Raw genomic sequence first — 18,915 nt, forward strand, 5'->3', positions numbered from 1 at the left:
GTGAGCTTCTTCTCCGCGATCTTCCCGCCCGACGACGTCGTCGAGGAGCTGCACGACGCCCTGCGCCCGGTCCGCGCCGCGCACCCCCGGCTGCGCTGGGTGCGCCCGGCCCGCTGGCACGTCACGGTCCGGTTCTTCGGCGAGGTCGAGCCCACCCGCCCGCTCGACGGCCTGGACCGCGTCACGGCGCCCGTCCTGCGGCTGCGCGGCAGCGGCACGTTCCGCCACGTGCTGTGGATCGGCGTGGACGGCCCGCTGGCCGAGCTGGGTGAGGCGGCGCGCGTGCCGCCGGACTGGCGACCGCACCTCACCGTGGCGCGCGGGGCGGGGCTGCCGCACGTGGAGTTCACCGGTCGTGAGTGGACCGCCACCGAGGTCGCGCTGGTCCGCAGCCGCCCGGCGGAGGGCTACGCGGTGCTCGACCGCGTGCCCTTGAGCACGTCAAACGCGTGACGCGCGGCCACTGCTGGTAGCCTCGACAGTTGGGTCTGGCTGCGGTCCGTGGCGGCCAGCACCGACTACCCCGTCCACGGGCGGGGCCGCACGGCACTTAACCAGTACAAGGAGTAGCGAGCACGTGGCACTGACCACCGAAGAGAAGAAGACCATCCTCGCCGAGTACGGCGTCCACGACACGGACACCGGTTCGGCCGAGGCCCAGGTCGCGCTGCTGAGCAAGCGCATCGCCGACCTGACCGAGCACCTGAAGAAGCACAAGCACGACCACCACTCGCGTCGTGGCCTGCTCCTGCTGGTCGGCCGGCGTCGCCGGCTGCTGAACTACCTCCAGAAGGTGGACATCCAGCGCTACCGCGCCCTCATCGGGCGGCTCGGCCTGCGCAGGTGAGACGTGCCGAGGGGGAGTGACCGTCCGGTCACTCCCCTTCGGCGTTATCGAAATCAAAGACGAGGGAAGCACGCGCGGCGAACGGGACGACAGTTCGCCGGTCCTCGGTAGTGGCCCCCTGGTGGACGACACCCAGGGGACTTCGATCGAAGACCGGCCTCGTCCGAACCGCGATCCCGCGCCACGAGCGCGCTGTGACCCGCATGACGAGGAGTACCCATATGACGGACATCGAGGTCCACGAGACTTCAGCTGTGATCGACAACGGTCGGTTCGGCACGCGCACCATCCGCTTCGAGACCGGTCGCCTGGCCCGCCAGGCGGCGGGCTCGGTCGTCGCCTACCTGGACGACGAGACGATGCTGCTGTCGGCGACGACGGCGTCGAAGCACCCCAAGGAGCACTTCGACTTCTTCCCCCTCACGGTGGACGTCGAGGAGCGCATGTACGCCGCGGGCCGCATCCCCGGCTCGTTCTTCCGCCGCGAAGGCCGCCCGTCGACCGACGCGATCCTGACCTGCCGCCTGATCGACCGGCCGCTGCGCCCGTCCTTCGTGGACGGTCTGCGCAACGAGATCCAGGTCGTCATCACGGTGATGAGCCTGAACCCGGCCGACCTGTACGACGTCGTGGCGATCAACGCCGCGTCGGCGTCCACGCAGCTGGCGGGCCTGCCGTTCTCCGGCCCCATCGGCGGCGTCCGGGTGGCGCTGATCGAGGGCCAGTGGGTGGCGTTCCCGACCCACGAGCAGCTGGAGAAGGCCGTGTTCGACATGGTCGTCGCCGGCCGCGTGGTCGGTGACGACGTCGCGATCATGATGGTCGAGGCCGAGGCTACCGAGAACGTCATCGACCTGATCGGCGACGGTGCCCAGGCGCCCACCGAGGAGGTCGTGGCCGCCGGTCTGGAGGCCGCCAAGCCGTTCATCAAGTCGCTGTGCGAGGCGCAGGCGCAGCTGGCGCAGGTCGCGGCGAAGGCCACCGGCGAGTTCCCGACCTACCCGGCCTACCAGCCCGACGCCTTCGAGGCCGTCGAGCAGGCCGGCGCGGGCGAGCTGGCCCAGGCGCTGACCATCGCGGGCAAGCAGGAGCGCGAGTCCCGCATCGACGAGATCAAGGCGTCGGTGCTGGAGAAGCTGGCCGAGCAGTTCGAGGGTCGCGAGAAGGAGGTCGGCGCGGCGTTCCGCTCGCTGACCAAGAAGCTCGTGCGCCAGCGCATCCTGCGCGACAAGGTGCGCATCGACGGCCGCGGCCTCACCGAGATCCGGTCGCTGTCGGCCGAGGTCGAGGTCATCCCGCGGGCGCACGGCTCGGCGCTGTTCGAGCGCGGCGAGACCCAGATCCTGGGTGTCACCACGCTGAACATGCTGCGCATGGAGCAGCAGATCGACTCGCTGTCCCCCGAGACGCACAAGCGCTACCTGCACCACTACAACTTCCCGCCGTTCTCCACCGGTGAGACCGGCCGCGTCGGCTCGCCCAAGCGGCGCGAGATCGGCCACGGCGCGCTGGCCGAGCGGGCGCTGATGCCCGTGCTGCCCAAGCGCGAGGAGTTCCCCTACGCGATCCGCCAGGTGTCCGAGGCGCTGGGCTCCAACGGCTCGACGTCCATGGGCTCGGTCTGCGCGTCCACGATGTCGCTGCTCAACGCCGGCGTGCCGCTGAAGGCGCCGGTCTCGGGCATCGCGATGGGCCTGGTGTCCGACGAGGTCGACGGCAAGACGGAGTACGTCGCGCTGACCGACATCCTCGGCGCCGAGGACGCGTTCGGCGACATGGACTTCAAGGTCGCCGGCACCAAGGAGTTCGTCACCGCGCTCCAGCTCGACACCAAGCTCGACGGCATCCCGTCCGACGTGCTCGCGGGCGCGCTGGGCCAGGCCCGCGACGCGCGCCTGACCATCCTGGAGGTCATGGCCGAGGCCATCGACAGCCCGGACGAGATGAGCCCGTTCGCGCCGCGCGTGACGTCGGTCAAGATCCCGACCGACAAGATCGGCGAGGTCATCGGCCCGAAGGGCAAGATGATCAACTCGATCACCGAGCAGACCGGTGCCGACATCTCCATCGAGGACGACGGCACGATCTACGTCGGCGCGGCGGACGGCCCGTCGGCCGAGGCCGCGATCGGCCTGATCAACGCGATCGCGAACCCGCAGCTGCCGAAGGTGGGCGAGCGCTTCCTGGGCACCGTGGTGAAGACCGCGGCGTTCGGCGCGTTCGTGTCCCTGCTCCCGGGCAAGGACGGCCTGATCCACATCTCGAAGCTGGGCAACGGCAAGCGCATCAACAAGGTCGAGGACGTGGTCAACGTGGGCGACAAGCTCCGCGTCGAGATCGCCGACATCGACCAGCGCGGCAAGATCAGCCTGGTGCTGGTGAACGAGGACGCGGACGCGGCCCCGGCCGCCGACAACCCCGCCAAGGACGCCGCACCCGCCGAGGCCGAGGCCTCCGCGCAGTGACGACGAGCGTCAACGGGACGGCCGCGAGTGCTTCTGGCACTCGCGGCCGTCCGCTTACGCGCAGGCTGGGTCACCTGCAGAAACCCGGCAGCACGGTGTCGCTGGAACGCGGTGACGCGGGCGTGGCCGTGCGCCGCAGCGTGCTGCCGTCGGGGCTGCGGGTCATCACCGAGCGGATCCCCGGCGTGCGGTCGGCGTCGGTGGGCCTGTGGGTGCAGGTCGGCTCGCGCGACGAGCGCGTCGAGGTCGCGGGCGCCGCGCACTACCTGGAGCACCTGCTGTTCAAGGGCACGGCGAACCGCACGGCGGCGCAGATCGCGGAGGAGATCGACGCGGTCGGCGGCGAGCTGAACGCGTTCACCGCCAAGGAGCACACCTGCTACTACGCGCACGTCCTGGACGAGGACCTGCCGCTGGCCATGGACCTGGTGTGCGACGTGGTGTTCGACGCGCTGTGCGAGCCGCGCGACTTCGAGACCGAGCGCGGTGTCGTGCTCGAAGAGATCGCCATGCGCGACGACGACCCGGAAGACCTGCTGCACGACGCGTCCCTGGACGCCCTGCTGGGCGAGCACGCGCTGGGACGGCCGGTGCTGGGCACCGAGCAGTCCATCGGGGACATGGACCGCGACGCGCTGTTCGGCTTCTACAAGAAGCGCTACACGTTGCCGCGGATGGTGCTGGCGGTGGCGGGCAACATCGACCACGCGCAGGTGATGCGCCTGGTGCGCAAGCAGATCGGCGACCGGCTCGACCGCGTCGGCACGCCCGTCGCGCCGCGCGCAGGCCGGGCCCGCATCCCCGGTTCGCGCAAGTTGGTGCTGCACTCCGACGACACCGAGCAGGCGCACCTGATGCTGGGCGTGCGCGGGTTGGACCGGCACGACGAGCGCCGGTTCGCGTTGAACGTGCTCAACGCCGCGCTGGGCGGCGGGATGAGCTCGCGGCTGTTCCAGGAGGTCCGGGAACGGCGCGGCCTGGCCTACCAGGTGTACTCGTCGGTGGGCCTCTACGCGGACGCGGGCACGTTGTCGGTGTACGCGGGCTGCCAGCCCGACCGGCTCGGCGACGTGGCGGGCGTGGTGCGCGACGTGCTGTCCACCGTGGCCCGCGAGGGGTTGAGCGACGCGGAGGTGGCCCGGGGCAAGGGCCAGCTGCGCGGCGGGCTCGTGCTGGGCCTGGAGGACACCAGCTCGCGGATGTCGCGCATCGGCAAGGGCGAGCTGAACTACGGCGACTACCTGTCGGTGGAGCAGACGTTGGCGCGCATCGACGCGGTCACCGCGGACGACGTCGCGACGTTGGCGCGGGACTTGCTGCGACGCCCCGTCGCCGCCGCCGTGGTCGGCCCTTACGCTCACGCCGATGATCTGCCGTCCCAGGTGCACGAGGTGATCTCTTGAGTTCCGCTGAACCACTCCGCGTAGGCGTCCTCGGCGCGAAGGGCCGCATGGGCGCGGAAGTGTGCCGCGCGGTCGAGGCCGCGCCGGACATGGAAGTCGTCGCGATGGTCGACGCGGGTGACCGGCCGGCCACCCTGGCCGACGCGGGCGCGCAGGTCGCGGTCGACTTCACCAGCCCCGACGTGGTGATGGACAACCTCCGGTTCTGCGTGGACAACGACATCCACGCGGTGGTCGGCACGTCCGGGTTCGACGCGCGGCGGCTGGGCGCGGTGTCGGAGTGGCTGGACCGCAAGCCGGAGCTGGGCGTGCTGATCGCGCCGAACTTCGCCATCGGCGCGGTGCTGTCCATGCGGTTCGCCGAGCTGGCCGCGCCGTACTACGAGTCGGCCGAGGTCATCGAGCTGCACCACCCGCGCAAGGTGGACGCCCCCTCGGGCACGGCCGCGCACACCGCCCGGTTGATCTCGCAGGCGCGGGAGGCGGCGGGCGTGGGCCCGATGCCGGACGCGACGACGCAGGAGGCCCCCGGTGCGCGTGGCACGCTCGTGGACGACGTGCGGGTGCACTCGCTGCGCGTCGCCGGGCTGATCGCGCACCAGGAGGTCGTGTTCGGCACGGAGGGCGAGACGCTGACGCTGCGGCACGACTCGCTGGACCGCAAGTCGTTCATGCCGGGCGTGCTGCTGGCCGTGCGGTCGATCGCGAAGCACCCGGGGCTGTCCGTGGGGCTCGACAAGTACATGGACCTCTGATCGGGCCCCGGTGAAGACCCGCACCGTCGCGTTCCTGATCACCGCCGCGCTGGCGGTGTACTTCGTGCTGCTCGGCGGCCGGGCCGCGGTGCTGCTGGGCACCGGTGACCCGGTCGGCATCGGGCTGGGCGTCGGCGTGCTCGTGCTGCCGCTGATCGGCGCGTGGATCGCGTGGACCAACCTGCGGTTCGGCTTCACCACCGAGCGGATGGCGCGGCAGCTCGACGCCGAGGGCGGTCTGCTGGACACGTCCGGGCTGCCGCGCCGCCCGTCCGGCCGGGTGGACCGCGAGGCGGCCGACGCGTGGTTCGAGCAGCGCAAGGCCGACGTCGAGGCGCGCCCGCGGGACTGGCGGGCGTGGTTCCTGCTGGCGCAGGCCTATGACCTGGCCGGGGACCGCGGCCGGGCGCGGGAGACCATGCGCAAGGCGATCGACCTCTTCGCTGCGCCGACGAATCGGGCGTAGACCAGTCGAGTGAGACACGATTCATCCGGTCTTAAGGCACTCTTGCGTTGGATCTTCCGGTGGTCGTGGTTACCGTGGGTGGCGTGGTGAGAACCTGTGAGAACCTGCGGCTGACCGTTTCCTGCCTGCTCGTCGTCCTCGCGCTGGGCATCGCGCTCACGCTCGGCTGACCTCGCCGACTTCTGGGGAAGAATCAGGCGAAGCGCCGCACGTCCCCAGGAGTACGCATGCACTTCGCTCGGATCGTCCGGGCCGTTCTCGCCGTCGTCGCGGCCCTGGCCGCGGTCGGTGTCGTGATCCCGGCCGCCACGGCGCGCGCCGCGGCCGGCTGCGCCGTCGACTACGCGATCACCGACCAGTGGCGCGGCGGGTTCGGCGCGCGCGTCACGATGACGAACCTGGGCGACCCGCTGTCGGGCTGGACGCTGGAGTGGGCGTTCACCGCCGGGCAGCGGATCAGCTCCGAGACGTGGAACGGCGTGTTCACCCAGTCCGGCAGCACCGTGCGGGTGAAGAACGCCTCCCACAACGGTGCGGTGGCGACCGGCCGGTCGGTGACGGTCGGCTTCAACGGCACCTGGTCGGACAGCAACCCCGAACCGACGTCGTTCAGCGTGGACGGCGTGCCGTGCACCGGGTCGGTGGTGACCGCCGGGTCGACGACCCGCGCGCCGGAGCCGTCGTCCCCGCCGTCGCTCACCACCGCGCCGTCCGCCGCCGCCACCACCACGACGACCACGACGACCACCACGACCGTCAGCTCGGCGTCCTCGTCCTCGGTGCGGTCCACGACCGCGGTGTCGGAGTCGTCGGCCGCCTCCGGCACGTTCGACTGGCCGACGGCGTCACCGAAGCCCGCGGTCGTGCTGTCGGCGGACGTGAGCCCGGACAGCGGGGTGGACGCGCTGCGCCTGGGCCTGGTCATCAGCCTGCTCGTGGCGGCCGTGGGCGTCGCCGTGCTGCTCGTGGTGCGCCGCCACCTCCGGCGGGTGGGTGAGCGCCCGGGCGAGCGACCTTAGGTCACCCGGGCTGCCGCGACCACCTCGACGTGCATCGAACGGTAGTCACACGACCGGGTGGTTCACCGTGCGATCACCCGAACGGCCGGGTAGCCGAAGAGGCATGGATCGCTCAGCGGTGGACCGCCTCTACGAGTGCGACGTGCTGGATCGGCACGGCAGGCCCATCGGACCGGTCGCGGAGCTGTGGCTGGCCGGTGGCCGCCCGCTGTGGGCCTCCGTGCGCAGCGACCGCGGGGTCACCCTCGTCCCGATCCGGGGTGCCCAGGTGCGCGACCGCAGGCTCGTGGTGCCGGTGGACAAGCGGGAGGTCGAGGACGCGCCGAAGGTCGGCGACCGGGAGCTGTCGGACGCCGAGCAGGCCGAGCTGCACGACCACTACGGGCTGACGCTGCCCGAGCAGCGCCTCGTGCGCCACGAGCGCGGAGCTAGTGCACCCACCAGCCAGCCACCGCGGCAGGCGAGGCGGCGAGCACGCTGAACCGGGCGAACCGGCCGGCCACGCTGGTCGAGATGAACAGCCAGGACGACATGCCGGCCAGCCCGGCCAGCACGGTGGTGAACATGAACGGCGGCAGCCCGACCACCGAGCTGACCGCGTGCGTGCCGAACATCCAGTGGGGGTGCCGGTGGCAGCGCACGCGCACCCACTCCAGCCGGGCCCGCCACTTCAGCCGCCGCGGCGACAGCGGCTTGGGCTCCTTCTCCCGGCGCTTGAGCAGCGGGGGCAGCCGCAACGACCCGCGGGCGGCCAGGAAGTACAGCATCTTGCCCAGCACCTGACCCAGGGCGACGGCGAGCCCGATCCACCACCACGAGATGCCCGGCTGCTGGGTCACCAGGCCGATCACGAAGATCTCGATGCTGATCAGGGGTAACAGAGCGGAGCCGAAAGCGACGCTGAACGTGAGGCACAACCACCCGAGCACTCGGCCAAGCTACCCTCGCGGTCAAGGTTCGAGCAGTAGGGACAACCCCCCTGTCACCCTGATTTCGCGCAACGGACGCCCGCCCGCGTCCAACGTGCGCACCGTGCCGTCGGCCTCCCAGTCCGCCTTGCCGTAGAAGCCGATCGACGCCTTGTCCGCCTCCGGGACCCACGCGACACCCCTGGTGGCACCGGCTTCGCGCAGGTGCAGGGCCGCGGTGGCGAGCAGCCTGCCGCCGTGCCCGCGCCGTCCCCACCGCGGCTCCACGAGCACGTTCACCAACGCCGTCGTCGCCGCGTCGGCCGGCAACGAGCCGTCCGCGCGGGCCACGTCGTCCTCGGGGGCCATCCCGGCCACGCAGAACCCGACCGTCCACGTCCCCTCGGCCGCCACGAACACCTGCCCGTGCGCGACCGCCTCGGCCCACGCCGCCGCCGTCCGGTCGACGTCGATCGCCCCCAACACCTCGGCCGGGACCAGCTCCCGGTAGGCGGTGCGCCAGGTGTCGCGGTGGATGCGGGCGATCTCCGCCACGTCGTCGGGCTGCGCGGTGCGCACGGTGGCGTCGGCCATGCCGGGCACCCTATCGACCGCTCAGCAGGCGGGCAGCGGCGGCAGGTCGGTGATCGGGACCACCGACGGGGTGACCCCGCCGCCGGTGACGACCAGACCGCCACCCGAGATCGACAGCGCGGTGGACATCCCGTCCGCGCGATAGGTGCTGCCCGTCCGGATGTCGGTGACGGAGCTCAGCTTGGACGTCCAGGCGATCAGGTCGCCCGACAGTTGCGGGAAGCTGATCCCCGGCAGCTCGACGCCCGGCTCGATCTTCGCCAGCTCGCGCACCCCCGGCCAGTCCGCGCGCCAGGCGTGGATGGCCTTCTGGTCGCCGTCGGTCCAGGCGAGGGTCTTCTCGTCGGCCGTCGCGTACCAGTCCGGGCGGCTGTCGCGCAGCGCGGGCGGCAGTGCGGCGGGTGTGCCGTCCGAGGCCGAGACGCCGGTGAACCTGGCCGTCTTCGCCTCGTCGTACTCGCGCCACAGCAGCAGGTCGCCGAAGAACACCGGGCCGTCCACCCGGCCCTCCACGACCACCCGGTCGGTCCTCGTGGCCAGGTCGTAGAGGTGGATGCCGTTGGACTGGTCCGGCTTGCCGGTGCCCTGCACCCACGTGACCTTGCCGCGGTGCGCGCGGGTGAACAGCCACGGGCTCCGCACCGCCGCCCGGTTGTCGCCGACCTGGAAGGGCTCGTCGGCGGACTCGGAGTCCCAGGCGTGCACGGTCCACAGGTGTTGGTTGCCGGGGTGGTGGCCGACGCCGAACGTCAACCAGCGCCCGTCGAAGGAAGCGCCGTAGAACTGCTCGGGCGCGTTCAACGTCATGATGGTGCGCCGCTCGTGACCGGTGATCACCACCAGGCTGGTCTGCTTGCCCGAAGTGGCGCCGGCGAACACCTTCGAGGCGTCGTCGCTGACCGCTTCCACGTTCAGCACCTCGTCGGCCGAGGATTTCTCCAGCTTCGCCGCCTCGATCCGTCCCCGCCATTCCGAGGGCAGGTCGACACCGCAGGAGAGCAGTGCGCCCGCGCCCAGCGGTGCGCGGTCCGGAGGTTGATTCGGAGCGCGGCTCGGCCCCGGTGCGGCGGAATGCGGTGAGGGGAGCGTGGACGAGCCTGGCGAGCACCCGAAGGTGCCCGCCAGGACGCACGCCATGATGAGCACATGGCGTTTACGCAATGTAGCCCCGCTCGCCCATGGCGACCGCGATGGTCAGGGAACTGATGTAGTTGTACTGCGCCACGCTCTGGAACCCGTTGCCGGTACCGGAGGCGGGGTCCGCGTAGTAGGTCGTCTCACCGCTGTGGTCGTAGGCGTACATCGGAACCCAGTGCCAGATCGTGCGGTCCGAGGGGTGGCCGTTCAGCCGGTACTGGCTGCCCTTCACCTCGTACACGTTGCCCGCCAGGTGCCAGCCCCGGTCGATGTTGTAGACGAGGTTGGCCTCATAGGTCCGGATCTCCGAGCCCGTCGGCCAGCTGCTCAGCGGCTTGACCTCGTACCAGCCGGTGTTCAGGCGCGAGTTGAGGACGGACCGGACCGGGGACCCCAAGCCGCCCCACGACGACCACGGCGTGCCGTCGACGGTGGTGCCGAGCTGCCGCGCCGCCTCGTCCTGGCCCATGCCGACGCCGCGCGCGTTGGTGATCATGGACACCGTGGCCGGGCCGCACCAGAAGTCGGTCTCCTGCTGCTGCCACCACAGGGTGAGCACCCCGAGCGCGGAGAAGGAGCCCTTCTTCTCCTCGAGGTGGGCCAGTGCGGCCTTGTCCTTGGCGGCGACCCGTGACCGGGTGGCCGCGTCGGTGCGGTTGTTCGCCGGTGATTCCGACTTCTTCAGCTTCGCCAGTTCCGCGCCGCGGCCGTTCTTCGAGTCCAGTTCGTACTGGGCCCAGGCGGCCTCCGCGGAGAGCGCGGGCGCGCCCGCGAAATCCCCGTCCTCACCGGTCGCGGACGCCGACCCCGGTGCCACCAATGCCACGAGTGCGGCGGAAATGACCGCCAACACTCCTGCTCTACGCAGTGTCGACACATTCTTTCGCATCTGTTGAATCCCCCCTGATCGGTTCTTTCGAGAGCCTGGATGGCGTGGTGAATAGTGCGACCCGTGGCCGGGTCGGTCAAGTTCTCCGCGTCCCGCCGGCGAGACCGCGGGACGAGGTGCGGCGGATGGGCGAAAATTCTGGACTGATTCGATTTCCTTGGTTAAGGGGGATGGCGGGCTGGACCGTGCGGTGGTTCCGACTGGGCTGAACGGTCCACGTGGCCGCCGTCCGGGTGTCCGTGGCCGAAATCCGCGTGATTCCGGGCGGGGTGGCGTGACAGCGTCGGTGGGTGCGTTGGGCAGCGTTGGGTGTCGTGTACGTGGTCTGGGGTTCGACCTACCTGGCCATCCTGTTCACCATCGAGTCGATGCCGCCGCTGCTGTCGGGTGGCACGCGGTTCCTCGTGGCCGGTGCCGTGCTGGCCGCGGTGGTGGGGTGGCGTGGTGGGTTGCGCATGACGCGGCGGCAGTTCGGGTCGGCGGTGGTGCTCGGCTTGTTGTTGCCCGCCTGGGGCAACGGGCTCGTGGTGCTGGCCGAGCAGTCGGTGGCGTCGGGGTTGGCGGCGCTGCTGGTGGCGTCCGTGCCGCTGTACGTGGTGCTGATGCGGAGGTTCGCCGGGGAACGGCCGCACGGCGTGACGTACGCGGGGGTGGTGATCGGGTTGGTCGGGTTGGCCGCGTTGTTGTTGGACGACGTGGGCGAGTCGTCGTGGTGGGGGCCGTGGGTGGTGCTGCTGGCGGCGTTCGGGTGGGCGCTGGGGTCCTTCCTGAGCAACCGGCTGGACACGCCCGCCAACCCGTTCGCGCTGTCGGCGGTGGAGATGCTGGCCGGCGGCACGGCGTTGGCGGTGGTCGGGCTGGTCGCGGGGGAGCGGGTGTCGTTCGGCGCGATCACCACCTCGTCCTGGCTGGCGTGGGGCTACCTGGTGGTGTTCGGCTCGTTGCTGGCGTTCAGCTCGTACGTCTACGTGCTGGGCGAGCTGCCGGTGTCGACGGTGGCGACCTACGCGTACGTGAACCCGGTGATCGCGGTGGTGCTCGGGGTGTGGCTGGCCGACGAGCGGTTCGGGCCGTTCCAACTGCTCGGCGGCCTGCTGGTGGTGGCCGCGGTGGTGCTGGTGGTCCGGGCCGAGCGGAAGTGTCGTACCCCGGTGGGAGGATCGGCCCGTGCAGAAGATGAGCGCTGACGTCGCCCGCCGCATCGCGCTGGCGGCACAGGGTTTCGCCGATCCACGGCCCACCTCCGCGCCCACCCGGCGGCACCTGCTCAAGGCGTTGTCGCGCATCCGGCTGTTGCAGCTCGACTCGGTGAACGTCGCCGTCCGCGCGCACTACATGCCGCTGTTCAGCAGGCTGGGCGCGTACGCGCCGTCGTTGGTGGACGAAGCGGCGTGGTCCCACAGCGCCCGCCGACCGCGGCTGCTGGTCGAGTACTGGGCGCACGAGGCGAGCCTGGTGCCGGTGGAGGACTGGCCGCTGCTGCACTCCGGGGCCAAGCGGCCCGGCTGGTGGAAGAACTACACGGCGGTCGCCGAGGGTTCGCCGCAGTTGGTGGACGACATCCTGGCCGTGGTGAAGGAGCTGGGGCCGGTCGGCGCGGGCGCGATCGAGAAGGCGCTGGCCGGCGGTGGGCCGCGGGCCAAGGACCACTGGGGCTGGAACTGGTCGGAGGTCAAGAAGGTCTGCGAGTACCTGTTCGGCGAGGGCGTGCTCACCACGGGGACGCGGCGCGGCTTCGAGCGGCTCTACGACCTGAGCGAGCGCGTGCTGCCGCCGGAGGTGTTGGCGCGGCGGCTGTCGATCCCGGCGGAGGAGGGCGCGCGGGAGCTGGTGGCCCGTGCGGCGACGGCGTTGGGCGTGGCGACGGAACCCGACCTGCGGGACTACTACCGCTTGCAGCCGGCGCGCAGCCGGCAGGCCGTGGCCGAGCTGGTGGACGCGGGCGTGCTGGAGCCGGTCGAGGTGCGGGGCTGGGGCGTGCCCGCGTACCGGCACGTCGAGGCGCGCGTGCCGAGGCGGATCACCGGGCGGGCGCTGCTGTGCCCGTTCGACCCGCTGATCTGGGAGCGGGACCGCACCGAGCGGATCTTCGACTTCTTCTACCGGATCGAGATCTACGTGCCCGCGCCGAAGCGGGTGCACGGCTACTACGTGTTCCCGTTCCTGCTGGACGGCGAGCTGGTCGGGCGGGTGGACCTGAAGGCGGACCGGGCGGCGGGCGTGCTGCGGGTGCAGGCGGCGCACTCCGAGCCGACCGCGGACGTGGGGCGGGTCGCGGTGGAGCTGGCCGCCGAGCTGCGGCACATGGCGGACTGGCTGGAGCTGGACGACGTGGTCGTGGCACCCAAGGGGGACCTGGCCCCGGCGTTGGCGGCGGTGGTGCGGTGACACCCGCCACCCGATGGACTGACAGAAGTTGAAATCTGTCAGTCCAAGTCCCATAGTGGAGTCATGACGAACTCCACCCACCGCGTGACCCGTCGGCGCACCCTGGGCCGCACCGGCCCGGAGGTGTCCGCGCTCGGCCTGGGCTGCATGGGCATGTCCGACCTGTACGGCCCGGCCGACGAGGCGGAGAGCGTGGCCACCATCCACGCCGCCATCGACGCGGGCGTGACGCTGCTGGACACCGGCGACTTCTACGGCATGGGCCACAACGAGATGTTGATCCGCCGGGCCCTCCGCGAGCGCGACCGCGACGACGTGGTGATCAGCGTCAAGTTCGGCGCGCTGCGCGACGCGGACGGCGGCTGGCACGGCAACGACGGCCGACCGGAGGCCGTGCGCAACTTCCTCGCCTACACCCTGCGCAGGCTCGGCACCGACCACGTCGACGTCTACCGGCCCGCCCGCCTCGACCCGGCCGTCCCGATCGAGGAGACGGTCGGCGCGATCAAGGACGAGGTCGAGAAGGGCCACGTCCGCCACATCGGCCTGTCCGAGGTCGGCGCGGACACGCTGCGCCGGGCGCACGCCGTGCACCCGATCGTCGACCTGCAGATCGAGTACTCGCTGATCTCGCGCGGCATCGAGCAGGCGATCCTGCCGACCGCCCGCGAGCTCGGCATCGCCGTCACCGCGTACGGCGTGCTGTCACGCGGCCTGATCTCGGGCCACTGGACGGCGTCACGGCAGGCGAACGACTTCCGCGCCGTCTCGCCGCGCTTCCAGGGCGAGAACCTCGACCACAACCTGTCGTTGGTGGAGGCCTTGCGCGCGGTGGCCGCCGACAAGGGCACGACGGTCGCCCAGTTGGCCATCGCCTGGGTGCTGGCGCAGGGCGACGACACCGTGCCGCTCGTGGGCGCGCGTCGCCGTGACCGCCTGACCGAGGCGCTGGGCGCGCTCGACGTCACGCTCACCGAGTCGGACCTGGCCCGGATCGAGGCGGCGGTCCCCGCCGACGCCGCGGCGGGCGACCGCTACGCGCCGGCCCTGATGGCGCACCTGGACAGCGAGCGCTGACCGAGGTCCGCCGGCCGCCTCCGGTGCGCGCACAATTGACCGGACGGCAGGCGACACCAGGGAGCGGCACGTGGCGGACGGCGCACTGACCGCTGAGGTCATCCTCAGCACCACCGAGGACGTCCTGCGCCGCTACGGCCCGGCCAAGGCGACCGTGGTGGACGTGGCGCGTGCGCTGGGCGTGAGCCACGGCAGCGTCTACCGGCACTTCCCCACGAAGGCGGCGCTACGCGAGGCCGTCACGCAGCGCTGGCTCGACCGCGCGCACGCGGGCCTGGCCGAGCTGGCCGCCGCCGACACCCCCGCGCCGCGGCGCCTGCGCGACTGGCTGGCGGCGCTGTTCGAGGCCAAGCGCAAGAAGGCCCTGGGCGACCCGGAGCTGTTCGCCACGTACTCCGTGCTGGTGCGGGAGAGCAGTGCCGTGGTGGACGCCCACGTCGCCACGCTGGTCGAGGACGTGACCCGGATCGTCGAGGACGGTGTGGCCGCCGGCGACTTCACCACCGACGACCCGCGGCGGACCGCGACGGCCGTCCTGGCCGCCACCGCCCGCTTCCACGACCCGGTCCACGCGCCCGGCTGGTCGGCCCCCGACGTCGACGCCAACTTCGACGCGGTGGTGTCGTTGCTGGTGGCGGGACTGCGCAACGCCGGCTGACGAGGAAGGCCGCGGCGCGCGCATCGGGGGTGCGCACGCCGCGGCTCGGTCTGGCGGGTCCTCGCGGTCAGGCCGTGGCCGCCGTGGTGACCAAGGCGTTGCCGCTGCCGGTCCGGCCGGTGATGAACAGGCCCGGCTCGTCGGTGGGCGGTGTGTCGGAGACGTCGAGGTCGCTGCGCGCGGAGCCGGAGCTGGAGACCAGGTCGACCTGCGCCGCCACGCCGGGCCGCACGCCCACGCGCACGTCGCCCGAGCCGGTGCCGAGCTGGATCCGGCCGGACGCGGCGTCGGCGATCGTGACGTCACCGCCGCCCGTGCGCACCTGCACGTCGTTCTGCACCGCGCCGAGCCACACGTCACCGGTGCCCGTGTAGATCACGGTGTTCCCGCCCACCTCCGACACCTCGACGGCACCGCTGCCGGTCTTCGCCCGCAGCCCGCCGAGCATCGGCCCGAGCCTCAGCTTGCCCGATCCCGAGTTGACCTGCGCGGAGGCGTCCGCGCCGTCCGTGGTGACGTCACCGGTGCCGGTCTGGAGCTCCAGCCGGCCCGCCGCGCCCGTCACGGTCACGTCCGCCGAACCCGCCTTGGCGATCACGTGCGAGCCGGACGGCGCGCGCACCGTGACGCTCAACGGCACCGCGCGCAACGGCAGCGCCTTGGACGAGTGCACCTTCACCCGGCCGCCGGCCAGCTCGACGCGCGCGTCCCGCACCGCGTCCGCCGGGCCCGTCGGCTGTCCCTGGGCGCCGCCGAACTGGTTGTTCACCCAGGTCAGCAGCCCGTTGAGGCCGGCCGTCCACGACTCGCCCGGCGACGGGTCGTGCTTGACCTCGACGTGCACGCCCGGCTCGTCGACCAGGTGCACCCGCACCCGGCCGGCGAGCAGCGCCACGTCGACCTCCACCACACCGTCGACCTCGAAGCTCTGCTGTCGAACCACGTCCGATTCCATGATCCCCCCTCAGCCCTGCACCCAGCCGCGCACGCGCGAGGACGACGACGACTCGCCGCCCGGCTGGTCCTTCAACGGCCCCCAGTGCTTGTGGCCACCGCCACGACGGCCGCCGACCGCGCCCTGCACGGCCTGCGCGACGAAGGTGTTCAGCGACATCCCCTGCGCCGCGGCGGCCTGCTCGGCCTTGGTCTTCAGCTCGTCCAGCAGCCGCAGCGTGACGCGCGTGGCGTCACCGGCGGAGGGCCGGGGAACCTCCTGCGGCTCGGGTTCGCGTTCCTCCCGGGCGGCCGCGCCGGTGACGACCACCTGCACGTCCCGTCCGTCCAACCGCACGTCGACGACGGGGCCGTCGAGGGCCGCGGTGACCTCCGCGGCCAGGTCGGACAGTGCGTTCATGAGCGCGAGCCGCGCGGCGGGCTCCAGGGCCGCGGACAACAGGGCCGCGGTGCGCCGGGTGTTGTCGTCCCCGGCGGACGCGGCCGTCGCGAGGTCCTCGCGCAGTGCTGCGATGTACGGCGACAGATCCATGACACCACCATGACGTCAAATCTGACATCAGTCAAGGAAACCGGTGATGTCGTTCATGACGGCACGCGGTGGTGCGCGAACGGACGCAGGCCGGTCGACCGAACAGCGGCGCGCGCGACGGCTTCGGTTAGGGTTCGAGCCATGGCTGAGACGGTGTCGCCGAAGGTGCAGTTGATCGCGAAGACGGAGTTCTTCCCCCCGGACGGCGTCCCGTGGTCCACCGACGCCGACGGCGGCGAGGCGCTGGCCGAGTTCGCCGGCCGCGCGTGCTACCAGTCGTGGACCAAGCCGAACCCCGCCACCGCCACGAACGCCGGCTACATCAAGCACATCATCGAGGTCGGCCACCTCTCCGTGCTGGAGCACGGCTCGGTCAGCTTCTACCTGACCGGCATCTCGCGGTCGCTCACCCACGAGCTGATCCGGCACCGCCACTTCTCGTACTCGCAGCTGTCCCAGCGGTACGTGCCCGAGCGCAACGCCGCCATGGTCGAGCCGGACGTCATCGCCAACGACCCCGAGCTGCACGAGAAGTTCCTCGCCGCCGCCCAGGCCGCCGTCGACGCCTACAACGAGCTGCTCAAGGGGCTGGAGGAGAAGTTCTCCGACGTGCCCAGCGCCACGCTGCGCCGCAAGCAGGCGCGCCAGGCGGCCCGCGCGATCCTGCCCAACGCCACCGAGACCCGCATCGTGGTGACCGGCAACTACCGCGCGTGGCGGCACTTCATCGCGATGCGCGCCACCGAGCACGCCGACGTGGAGATCCGCGCGCTGGCCGTCGAGTGCCTGCGCCAACTGCAGAAGGCGGCGGCCAACGTGTTCGCCGACTTCACCATCTCCACCCTGTCCGACGGGACCGAGGTCGCCTCCAGCCCGCTGGTCACCGAAGGCTGACGGCCGGTGAAGCGGCTGATCGTCGACGTCCGGCCGGGTGAGTACACCGTCGCCCGACTGCCCGCCGACGCCCCCGTGCCCGCCGGGCTGCTCGACGCGCCGGGCCTGGTCTCGGTGACCAGGACGCCGGACGAGCTGTCCGTCGTGTGCCCGAGCGAGCACGCGCCGGAGGCGGGCACCGCGCAGACCGGCTGGCGGCTGCTGACCGTGCGCGGTCCGCTGGAGTTCACCCTCACCGGCATCATGGCCGCCCTGTCGGGCGAGCTGGCCGCGGCGGGCGTGAGCCTGTTCGCACTGTCCACCTACGACACCGACCACCTGCTGGTCAAGGCCGGTGACCTGGCGCGCGCCGTGCAGGCGTTGCGCGCCTCGGGGCACGAAGTCACGAAACCGTGAAACCGGATCGGGCGGCGCGGGGTCTGAAGTAGCGTTCCGCCCGGTCCGCGGTGGGGGTTTCGAGGAGTGACGGTGACTGGTCCGACGCAAGGTGTGAGCGCCCGACCCCGCGTGATCGCGGGCAGGTACACGCTGCTCGCCGAGTTGGGGCGCGGCGGCATGGGCGTCGTCTGGCGGGCCCAGGACAACGTGATCGGCCGCCAGGTGGCCATCAAGGAGCTGCACCTGCCCGACGGCATCGCGCCGGAGGAGCGCCGGGTGCTGGAGGAGCGGGTGCTGCGCGAGGCGCGCACCGCGGGCAGGCTGAACGACCCCGGCGTGGTCACCGTGTACGACGTGGTCGCCGAGCACGGCACCAACTTCATCGTGATGGAGCTGGTCGAGGCCGCCACCCTGTCCACCCTGATCAGCGCGCACGGCCCCATGCCGCAGGACCGGGTCGTGTCGATGGCGATCCAGGCGCTGTCCGCGCTGGACTCCGCGCACCAGGCCGGGATCGTGCACCGCGACGTCAAGCCCGGCAACCTCATGGTCACGCCCAACGGCCGGGTCAAGCTCACCGACTTCGGCATCGCCCAGGCCGTGGACGACCCGCGGCTGACCACCAGCGGCAGCCTCATCGGCTCGCCCGCGTACATGTCGCCCGAGCGCATCCACGGCAACGAGGCCTCGCCCGCCTCCGACCTGTGGGCGCTGGGCGCGACGCTCTGCTACGCCGTGGAGGGCGCCAACCCCTACGAGCGCTCCACCACCGCGTCCACCCTGCACGCGATCATGAACGAGATGCCCCGGCTGACCAGGGCGCACGGCGTGCTCGGCGCGGTGATCACCGGCCTGATGATGCCCGACCCGAACGCCCGGCTGACCGGCCCGCAGGCCCGCGCCATGCTCGAACGCGCGGTCGCCCAGCCCACGCCGCCGACCGGGTTCGGCGCGCCGCCGCCGAACGCGACCATGCACTACACCGCGCCGACCGCGGTGCGGAAGCCGTGGCTGAAGGGCCTGCTGATCACCGGCACGGCGGTGGCCGCGGTGGCGCTGCTGGTCGCGGGCGTCTTCCTGGGCCGCTGGTGGTTCACCGACCAGCCGCCCGCCGCGATGGCCGGGACGATCACCTACGGTCCCGGCGGCACGATCGAGCCGTCCCAGTTCAAGCCGGGTGACGGCCAGTGCGGCGACAACCTGGTCGACCCCACCACCACGGTCAACTACACCGACTGCGAGGAGCCGCACCGGGTCGAGGTCTTCGCGGCGGCGGAGCCGTTCGGGTCGGCCAAGATGCCCTACCCGGGCGACGAGTGGCTGCGCGGCTACGCGGAGAACTTCTGCACGCTGCACTTCATGTCCGACCGGGTGCCGGTGGAGGACAAGGAGTCGAAGCTCCGGTACGTGGCGATCGTGCCGACCTCCGGCGTGTGGAACGAGGACCCGTCGAAGTCGTCGTCCTCGGACAAGCGCTACCGCGACGTGGTGTGCGTGCTGTGGAACAAGGACGGCACCGCGCTGAACGACCAGGTCTACGCCAAGTAACGT

21 protein-coding genes are annotated in these 18,915 nt (G+C 71.7%); 15 read left to right on the forward strand and 6 right to left on the reverse strand.

Annotated features, from left to right (window positions below; translation table 11 throughout):
* The 8 genes from LZG04_RS02635 to LZG04_RS02670 all read left to right on the forward strand — a co-directional run bounded on the left by LZG04_RS02635 (position 1) and on the right by LZG04_RS02670 (position 7,436).
* Positions 1–453 (forward strand): 2'-5' RNA ligase family protein, encoded by a 453-nt coding sequence (locus tag LZG04_RS02635; protein WP_233812686.1) that lies wholly within the window; start codon positions 1–3, stop codon positions 451–453.
* Between the two features lie 124 nt (positions 454–577).
* Positions 578–847: a 30S ribosomal protein S15 gene (rpsO, locus tag LZG04_RS02640; protein ID WP_233812688.1), complete on the forward strand. Its 270-nt coding sequence runs from the start codon at positions 578–580 to the stop codon at positions 845–847.
* A gap of 221 nt (positions 848–1,068) precedes the next feature.
* Complete coding sequence (locus LZG04_RS02645; RefSeq protein WP_233812690.1) at positions 1,069–3,312, forward strand: polyribonucleotide nucleotidyltransferase; 2,244 nt, start codon at positions 1,069–1,071, stop codon at positions 3,310–3,312.
* A gap of 65 nt (positions 3,313–3,377) precedes the next feature.
* A complete protein-coding gene (locus tag LZG04_RS02650; RefSeq protein WP_374202788.1) occupies positions 3,378–4,715 on the forward strand; it encodes a M16 family metallopeptidase in 1,338 nt (445 codons plus the stop codon).
* Positions 4,712–5,470: a 4-hydroxy-tetrahydrodipicolinate reductase gene (gene dapB, locus LZG04_RS02655; protein WP_267934775.1), complete on the forward strand. Its 759-nt coding sequence runs from the start codon at positions 4,712–4,714 to the stop codon at positions 5,468–5,470. Before LZG04_RS02650 ends, dapB begins: the two co-directional genes overlap by 4 nt.
* 10 nt (positions 5,471–5,480) lie before the next feature.
* Positions 5,481–5,936 (forward strand): tetratricopeptide repeat protein, encoded by a 456-nt coding sequence (locus tag LZG04_RS02660; RefSeq protein ID WP_233812694.1) that lies wholly within the window; start codon positions 5,481–5,483, stop codon positions 5,934–5,936.
* 227 nt (positions 5,937–6,163) lie between these two features.
* A complete protein-coding gene (locus tag LZG04_RS02665; RefSeq protein ID WP_233812696.1) occupies positions 6,164–6,955 on the forward strand; it encodes a cellulose-binding domain-containing protein in 792 nt (263 codons plus the stop codon).
* Between the two features lie 103 nt (positions 6,956–7,058).
* Positions 7,059–7,436, forward strand: coding sequence for a hypothetical protein (locus LZG04_RS02670; protein WP_233812698.1), 378 nt, complete (start codon positions 7,059–7,061; stop codon positions 7,434–7,436).
* Here the strand turns inward: LZG04_RS02670 and LZG04_RS02675 are convergent.
* The 4 genes from LZG04_RS02675 to LZG04_RS02690 form a co-directional block, all read right to left on the reverse strand.
* Positions 7,384–7,884, reverse strand: a complete 501-nt coding sequence (locus LZG04_RS02675; RefSeq protein ID WP_233812700.1) for a VTT domain-containing protein — start codon at positions 7,882–7,884, stop codon at positions 7,384–7,386. The genes LZG04_RS02670 and LZG04_RS02675 overlap by 53 nt on opposite strands.
* Positions 7,885–7,905: 21 nt before the next feature.
* The gene (locus LZG04_RS02680) at positions 7,906–8,457 is read right to left on the reverse strand and encodes a GNAT family N-acetyltransferase (RefSeq protein WP_233812702.1); all 552 of its coding nucleotides are present in this window, start codon (positions 8,455–8,457) and stop codon (positions 7,906–7,908) included.
* 21 nt (positions 8,458–8,478) lie between these two features.
* Positions 8,479–9,366: a hypothetical protein gene (locus LZG04_RS02685; protein ID WP_233812704.1), complete on the reverse strand. Its 888-nt coding sequence runs from the start codon at positions 9,364–9,366 to the stop codon at positions 8,479–8,481.
* Between the two features lie 244 nt (positions 9,367–9,610).
* The gene (locus LZG04_RS02690) at positions 9,611–10,444 is read right to left on the reverse strand and encodes a C39 family peptidase (RefSeq protein ID WP_233812706.1); all 834 of its coding nucleotides are present in this window, start codon (positions 10,442–10,444) and stop codon (positions 9,611–9,613) included.
* Positions 10,445–10,773: 329 nt separating this feature from the next.
* Here LZG04_RS02690 and LZG04_RS02695 point away from each other — a divergent pair, with 329 nt between their 5' ends.
* The 4 genes from LZG04_RS02695 to LZG04_RS02710 all read left to right on the forward strand — a co-directional run bounded on the left by LZG04_RS02695 (position 10,774) and on the right by LZG04_RS02710 (position 14,606).
* Positions 10,774–11,670, forward strand: a complete 897-nt coding sequence (locus LZG04_RS02695) for an EamA family transporter (RefSeq protein WP_233812708.1) — start codon at positions 10,774–10,776, stop codon at positions 11,668–11,670.
* On the forward strand, positions 11,660–12,871 hold the full coding sequence (locus LZG04_RS02700; RefSeq protein WP_233812710.1) for a winged helix-turn-helix domain-containing protein: 1,212 nt from the start codon (positions 11,660–11,662) through the stop codon (positions 12,869–12,871). Before LZG04_RS02695 ends, LZG04_RS02700 begins: the two co-directional genes overlap by 11 nt.
* Before the next feature lie 63 nt (positions 12,872–12,934).
* Positions 12,935–13,948 carry an aldo/keto reductase gene (locus LZG04_RS02705; RefSeq protein WP_233812713.1) on the forward strand — a complete coding sequence of 338 codons (1,014 nt, stop codon included), beginning with the start codon at positions 12,935–12,937 and terminating at the stop codon, positions 13,946–13,948.
* Positions 13,949–14,018: 70 nt separating this feature from the next.
* Positions 14,019–14,606 (forward strand): TetR/AcrR family transcriptional regulator, encoded by a 588-nt coding sequence (locus LZG04_RS02710; protein WP_233812715.1) that lies wholly within the window; start codon positions 14,019–14,021, stop codon positions 14,604–14,606.
* 67 nt (positions 14,607–14,673) lie between these two features.
* On the opposite strand, the gene LZG04_RS02715 is transcribed toward LZG04_RS02710, so the two are convergent.
* Entirely contained in the window at positions 14,674–15,561 is an 888-nt protein-coding gene (locus LZG04_RS02715) for a DUF4097 family beta strand repeat-containing protein (RefSeq protein ID WP_233812717.1), read from the reverse strand.
* A 9-nt stretch (positions 15,562–15,570) separates the two neighbouring features.
* On the reverse strand, positions 15,571–16,092 hold the full coding sequence (locus LZG04_RS02720; protein WP_233812719.1) for a toxin-antitoxin system HicB family antitoxin: 522 nt from the start codon (positions 16,090–16,092) through the stop codon (positions 15,571–15,573).
* A gap of 141 nt (positions 16,093–16,233) precedes the next feature.
* Here LZG04_RS02720 and thyX point away from each other — a divergent pair, with 141 nt between their 5' ends.
* From thyX to LZG04_RS02735, 3 genes are all read left to right on the forward strand, one after another.
* Positions 16,234–16,986 carry an FAD-dependent thymidylate synthase gene (thyX, locus tag LZG04_RS02725; RefSeq protein WP_233812721.1) on the forward strand — a complete coding sequence of 251 codons (753 nt, stop codon included), beginning with the start codon at positions 16,234–16,236 and terminating at the stop codon, positions 16,984–16,986.
* A 6-nt stretch (positions 16,987–16,992) separates the two neighbouring features.
* The gene (locus LZG04_RS02730; RefSeq protein WP_233812723.1) at positions 16,993–17,382 is read left to right on the forward strand and encodes an ACT domain-containing protein; all 390 of its coding nucleotides are present in this window, start codon (positions 16,993–16,995) and stop codon (positions 17,380–17,382) included.
* A 72-nt stretch (positions 17,383–17,454) separates the two neighbouring features.
* Positions 17,455–18,912 carry a serine/threonine-protein kinase gene (locus LZG04_RS02735; RefSeq protein WP_233812725.1) on the forward strand — a complete coding sequence of 486 codons (1,458 nt, stop codon included), beginning with the start codon at positions 17,455–17,457 and terminating at the stop codon, positions 18,910–18,912.
* Positions 18,913–18,915 lie beyond the last annotated feature (3 nt).

Origin of the sequence: Saccharothrix sp. S26 (assembly GCF_021390395.1) — a bacterium.
Lineage (GTDB): Bacteria > Actinomycetota > Actinomycetes > Mycobacteriales > Pseudonocardiaceae > Actinosynnema.